The organism is Nonomuraea sp. NPDC005692, from assembly GCF_040631115.1.
GTDB lineage: Bacteria > Actinomycetota > Actinomycetes > Streptosporangiales > Streptosporangiaceae > Nonomuraea.
In genome coordinates this window covers 1-4,984 of the sequence record NZ_JBEXYU010000074.1, presented here as the reverse complement: position 1 = coordinate 4,984, position 4,984 = coordinate 1, and the positions used below count along the sequence as shown (strand labels likewise).

Annotated in this window: 4 protein-coding genes; all 4 read left to right on the top strand. The window is 73.2% G+C overall.

Annotation, left to right across the window (positions count from 1 at the left end; translation table 11 throughout):
• Positions 1-257: 257 nt before the first annotated feature.
• Positions 258-842, top strand: coding sequence for a transposase (locus tag ABZ459_RS52605; RefSeq protein ID WP_357989063.1), 585 nt, complete (start codon positions 258-260; stop codon positions 840-842).
• Complete coding sequence (locus tag ABZ459_RS52600; RefSeq protein WP_357989061.1) at positions 811-1,140, top strand: hypothetical protein; 330 nt, start codon at positions 811-813, stop codon at positions 1,138-1,140. The genes ABZ459_RS52605 and ABZ459_RS52600 overlap by 32 nt, the downstream gene beginning before the upstream one ends.
• Before the next feature lie 239 nt (positions 1,141-1,379).
• Positions 1,380-3,161, top strand: a complete 1,782-nt coding sequence (locus tag ABZ459_RS52595) for an RNA ligase family protein (RefSeq protein ID WP_357989059.1) — start codon at positions 1,380-1,382, stop codon at positions 3,159-3,161.
• A partial coding sequence (locus ABZ459_RS52590; protein ID WP_357989057.1) for an RNA repair domain-containing protein occupies positions 3,161-4,984 on the top strand: 1,824 nt, incomplete at its 3' end. The genes ABZ459_RS52595 and ABZ459_RS52590, both read left to right, overlap by 1 nt.

Sequence of the window (4,984 nt, the reverse complement as noted above, 5' to 3'; positions counted from 1 at the left end):
ATCCAGTCCCGTAACCCACTCCCGCAGATCAGCAGCGGTTAAGTCATCTGGCATGTTTACACGCTACAGATCTCAAAGCCTCGCTGTAGTACTAGATGAATGAGTCCAAGGCATAGCTGCGGAGATAGGGCGAGGATGTCCATTCTCGGGTGGTGACGACCGAACTGGACACCCTCGCAACCGCACTCTATGTGAGGGTCGACGATCTGCTGAAGAGTGCGCCGGAACTGGCCCCGTGGCGGCCTCGAGTGGGCATCGTGCCGAGGTTGAGTGACGCCGAGCTGGTGACACTGGCGGTGCTGTCGGCCTTGCTGGGCTACCACTGTGAGCGCCGCTGGCTGCGGTACGCGCACGCCGAACTGCGCGGCATGTTCCCCTGTCTGCCGCAGCAGTCGGGCTACGGCAAGCGGCTGCGCAAGTCGATCCCCATGGTGACGGCAGTGATCCGGTTCCTGGCCTGCGACACCTCGCTGTGGAGTGATGAGGTGTGGGTGGCCGACTCCACTCCGGTGGAGTGCGGCCGCTCGGCGGAGACGGCGCGGCGCAGCGCGCTGGCCGGGTGGGCCGAGGACGGCTACTGCGCTTCCCACTCCCGCTACTTTTGGGGGCTGCGCCTGCACCTGGTGTGCACCTTGGGCGGGCTGCCGGTGCTGTTCGCGCTGAGCGGCGCCAAGGCCGATGAGCGCGAGGTGCTGCTGGGCATGCTGGCCACCGCTCCCCGGGTACTGGCCGACCATCCGCATCCGACGTTGATCGCCGACCGGCAGTTCTACGGCCGTGTCTTCGAGCGGGAGCTTGGCCGAGGGCGGGGTGCGGCTGCTACGTCCAGCTCGGGCCGGTGAGCCCGAGCGGGCCGACACGCAGCTGTTCAAGCCGTTACGCCAGACCATCGAGTCGATCAACCAGACCTTCAAGGGCCAGCTTGACCTGGAACGACACGGCGGACGTACGCCGGCCGGCGTCATTGTCCGCATCTTCGTCAAGGTCTTGGCCCTGACTGCGGCGATCTGGCACAACGACCACACCGGCCAGCCGGTCAAGAGATCACTGACCCGCTACGACCACTGTCACCCGACACCTTGGACTCAATCATCTAGGCGCCGCTCGGCCAGCGCCAGTGCCGGGGTGGTGAGCAGCTGATGCTGGCCCTGCCCGTCCGGCGCGCTGACCTGCTCACCCGGCTGGGCCAGCTGGCCGGCCTCGTTGGCGAGGATGATGGTCGCGTTGTCGAGTCAATCTTACCCTCATCCTATTTTCTGGACGACACTGAGCCCACCGGCTCCGACGGGCGAAAGGGGCGCCCCGATTTATTCGATGGAGGCCGCATTTTCCACACTTGTACAGTGACCCCAGCCGCAGGGACGTCAGGGGGAGGGATCATGCGCGTGCACTACCCGCGTACCCCTCACCTGCCCTGGTCGCCCGGAGCGACGCCGGACGACGTACGCGCGGGTGACCTGTCCGGGCTGCGCGGGCGCGAGGTCGTCGTCACCGAGAAGCTCGACGGCGAGAACACCACCCTCTACCCCGACGGCCTGCACGCCCGCTCCCTGGACTCCGGCCACCACCCATCCCGCGCCTGGGTCAAGAGCCTGCACGGGCGCATCGCCGCGCGGATCCCGGTCGGCTGGCGGGTGTGCGGCGAGAACATGTACGCCCGGCACTCCATCGCCTACCCCGCCCTCGACGGCTACTTCTACGGCTTCTCGGTCTGGGACGGCGACCGCTGCCTCGACTGGGACCGCACCGTCGCCTTCCTGCGCGGTCTCGGCGTCCCGACTCCGCCGGTGCTGTGGCGCGGCGTCTTCGAGGAGCGGGCCCTGCGCGGGCTGCGGCTGGACGCCGGGCTGCAGGAGGGCTACGTGGTGCGGGCCGCCGAAGGGTTCGGGCGGGAGGAGTTCGCGGGCCGGATGGCCAAGTGGGTGCGCCGCGACCACGTCCGGACGGGCACCCACTGGATGCACGCCGCCGTCGTGCCCAACGGCCTCGGGCCGGGTGCGGCGTTGTGGGCGGTGCGGTCGGGCGCCGACTGCGACGTCACCGCCCTGCTGGCGGCGGTCGACGTCGCGCCGGCCGAAGCGGCGGCGCTCAACGCCGGCGCTCATGGCGACGGGCACTCCGGCGACGTCGCCGAGGCGGTGGGCGAGGTGGCGGCCCGGCTGGACGTGATCGGGCGATGGGGGGACGCGCGGCTGGCGGGCGTGCTGGCCACCGTGCTGCGGGACGTGCCGAGGGCGCGGCTGGCGGCGCGGCTCGCCGGGCCGGTGGGCATGCGGCCCGCGCGGCGGGTCGCGGACCTGGCGGGGCTGGAAGGGGCGCTGCGCCGGGCGTACCCGGACGAGGAGCGGCGGGCCGGGCTCGGACGGATGGCGCTGGCCGCCGACCTCGGCGTGCTGCACGCGGTCGCGGCCGCCGCGACGGCGGGCCGGACGGACGAGACCGCAGCGGACGAACGCGCGCAGGTCGAATGGTCGGCCCTGCACGCCGAGGATGCCGGCCTGCTCGAACCCGGCCCGCTGGAACCCCTGCGCGCCGGCCTGCGCGACGCCCTGGCCGATCTCGGCGACCAGGCGGCCGGACGCTGCTGGGCCGAGGCGCGCGCGGCCTGGGCCGGGGGAAGGATCTCCACGGTCGAGGAGGCCGTCGCGGCGACCTGGCGGTGGCGGTCGAAGCCCTTCCCGCACCTCGTTCACCTGGTAGGCCCGTCGGGCAGCGGGAAGAGCACCTTCGCCACCACCCTGCCCGGGGTCGACGCGTACGTGTCGCTGGACGACCTGCGCGCGGCCAAGGGGTCGCGGGCCGACCAGCGGGCCAACAGGGAAGTGCTCGGCGAGGCGCTCGACCGCCTCGACGCCGCCCTGGCCGCCGGCGGCACCGTGGTCTGGGACGCCACCTCGCTCAACCAGCACCAGCGTGCCCTCGTCCACGCCGTGGCCCGCCGCCGCGACGCGCTCACCACGCACGCGGTCACGCTGGTGGAGGAGAACGAGCTGCGCCGCCGCAACGCCCGCCGTGCCCATCCGGTGCCGCCCCACGTGCTGGAGGCGCAGCTGCGCAGGTTCGTCCCGCCGTTCCCGGGCCAGGCCCATCGCACCTGGTACGTCGGCCCGTCCGGCACGGTCGAGGACGCGGACGGGGCCCTGGACGAGGCGGAGGCGTGATGCGTACCAGCGAGGAGATCTACCACCGGGTCCGCTGGGACCCCCGCTTCGACCCGTCGCGCTTCGTGCTCGGCCTCAGCCAGCGGGACGCCGCCCCCAAGCGAGTGCCGCTGCCGCTGTTCGTGCCCGGCGGCGACGTCCCGTGGCACCGGGTGCTGTTCGTCGAGGCGGACGGCGAACTGGTGTGGGACCGCGCCACCGGCGTGGACCGCGTCGACACCTGCGACGCCGGCCGCGTACGCCGCCCGCGCCTCCTGCGCGCCCCGTTCTTCACGGCCAGAACCCCGCTCATCTGGAACCGGTCCACCGGCTGGCAGCCCGGCACGACGCCGCCCCCGGCGTCCACCGGCGGGGCGCGGGCCTGCGTCGCGGTGGCGCTGCGGGTCCTGACCTGGAACACCTTGTGGGACCGCTACGACAGCGACCGGATCGACACCGCGCGGCGACGTCCCCTGCTGCTGGCGAGTCTGGAGGCGGCCGACGCCGACGTCATCGCGCTGCAGGAGGTCGAGCCCGCGCTGCTGTCCCTGTTGCTGGCGGCCCCCTGGGTGCGGGCCGGGTATACGGTCGCCGCCGACCCGGGCGGCCACGACATCGCCGACAGCGGCCTGCTGCTGCTCAGCCGCCTTCCGGTCCTGGAGGCGGCCTGGCACGGGCTCGGCCCCCACAAGGCGGTCGCCGCCCTCGCGGTCGAGACCGCCACCGGGCCGCTCGTCGTCGCCACCACCCACCTGACCAGCGACCACACCGCCGGCAGCGCGACCCGGCGGCGGGCCGAACTCGCCCGCATCGCCGAAGGGCTGGCCGGCGTCGAGGGCGACCTGGTGCTGATGGGCGACTTCAACGACGGCACCGACACCCCCGCCTCGGCGCTCGGGCTGCGCGACGCCTGGACAGAGGCGTACGGGCCGGGGGACGACACGCCCACGTTCGACCCGCGCGCCAACCCGCTGGCGGCGCTGTCGTCGCTGTCCGGCCGGTCCGCCCGGCTGGACCGCGTCCTGCTGCGCGGCCGTCCGAGGACCGTCGCGGCCACCCTCCTCGGCGACACCCCCGGTCCCGGCGGGCTGCACGTCTCCGACCATTACGGGGTGGACGCCGTGCTCGACATCACGGGGGCCGTGCCCGCCGGAGTGCTGGACGTGCCGCCGAGCGCGCGTACGGCCGTGGCGTGGATCCCGCCCGAGGAGCTGTGGCCGCCGATCCAGGCGGTACGCCGCGCCTGCGATCCGCAGGTGGACCGGTGGCCGCCGCACGTCAACCTGCTCTTCGGGTTCGTCCCGGAACCGGCCTTCGACGCGGCGGCGCCCCTGCTCGCCGAAGCCGCCGCCGAGGTCCAGCCCTTCCCGGTACGACTCGAAGGCATCCGCACCTTCCGCCACCAGCGGGACACAACCATCTGGCTGGACCCCGCCGCCCCCGACCCTGCCACCGCGGACTCGGGCACCGTCGCCTCCGCCGCTGGTTCTGAGGCGTGGGCGCGCCTGCGCCGCGTTCTCCAGAAGCGTTTCCCCCGCTGCCTGGGCCGTCCCGAGGGGTTCACGCCGCACCTGACCCTGGGCCGTACGAACCTTCCGGGCGTTCCCGGCATCCAGCTCGACCCGATGACCGCCCGCGTCGGTGCCATCGTGCTGCTGTCACGCCGAGCCGGGGAACCCATGCGACCCCGCGCCGTGATCACCCTGGGCACGGGCGACCTCCGCTGGCTCCCCGACCCCACCACCCCGAACCCCACCACCCCGAACCCCGACGCCACCACCCCGGCGTCCGGTCCCGCTCCCGGCGACCTGGCCGACCGCATCGTCGCCCGCCTTACCGCAGCG